The organism is Oleiphilus sp. HI0080, assembly GCF_001635135.1.
In genome coordinates, this window is record NZ_LWFU01001072.1 from 1 (window position 1) to 798 (window position 798).

The 798-nt window shown below is 49.1% G+C and carries 1 protein-coding gene; it reads left to right on the top strand.

The window, feature by feature from the left end; all coding sequences use genetic code 11:
- Positions 1-654, top strand: a 654-nt coding sequence (locus A3751_RS19850; RefSeq protein ID WP_156492663.1) for a DMT family transporter, incomplete at its 5' end; no start/stop codon positions are given.
- Positions 655-798 lie beyond the last annotated feature (144 nt).

Below are 798 nucleotides of genomic sequence, written 5' to 3' on the forward strand. Positions count from 1 at the left end.
ACGGTATTGCCACTCGCTGAGGCAACCATGCTGCAATATCTACATCCGATGTTTGTTGCGGTCCTTGCGCTGCTGTTTTTGGGTGAGCGATTTCAGCTTGGCGTTGTTGCATGCGTGGTGTTGAGTTTTATCGGGCTTGTATTGGTCGTCGAGCCGGCATCTCTAGGCTCAATATTGCAGACTGGAAGTCACGCAGAACTCACGGAGCACGTAACGCGGTTGAACCTCTTCGGAGTGAGTATCGCAATACTCGGTGCTTTTGGGAGTGCCATTGCATATGTTCTGGTTCGCAAGCTAAGTGCGCTCGAAGATAGCTCGGTGATTATTTTGTACTTCCCTATGATTGCATTGCCAATGTCTTTGGTATTGCTCGGCTCAGATTTCGTTTGGCCCGAGTCTCTTTCTACTTGGGTTTTACTGTTGCTGGTGGGCGTTTTTACTCAGTTGGGGCAAGTCGGATTAACAAAGGCAATGCAGACCGAAACAGCCGCCAGAGCGACGGCATTTTCGTATGTGCAGGTTGTGTTTGCCGTTATTTTTGGCCTGTTGTTTTTTGACGAAGTACCAACATCTCTCGCCATTGTTGGCATGGTCTTAATCATGTTTGGTGCGATGATCAACATTCTCTATCGAGCCAAGGCCTTGAAGGCCTAGACTCCGCGTTTGCGCATAGCGGCAGCGACCCTGCTCACTCGTTGTAGTGAATTTCAAGGTAAGTACGCCGGTTTTTCTCGTGCGGAAGCGTTCTATTATTCTGATCTCTCAATTGTGTCGCGCCATAAGCAAAGGGCGTCACTA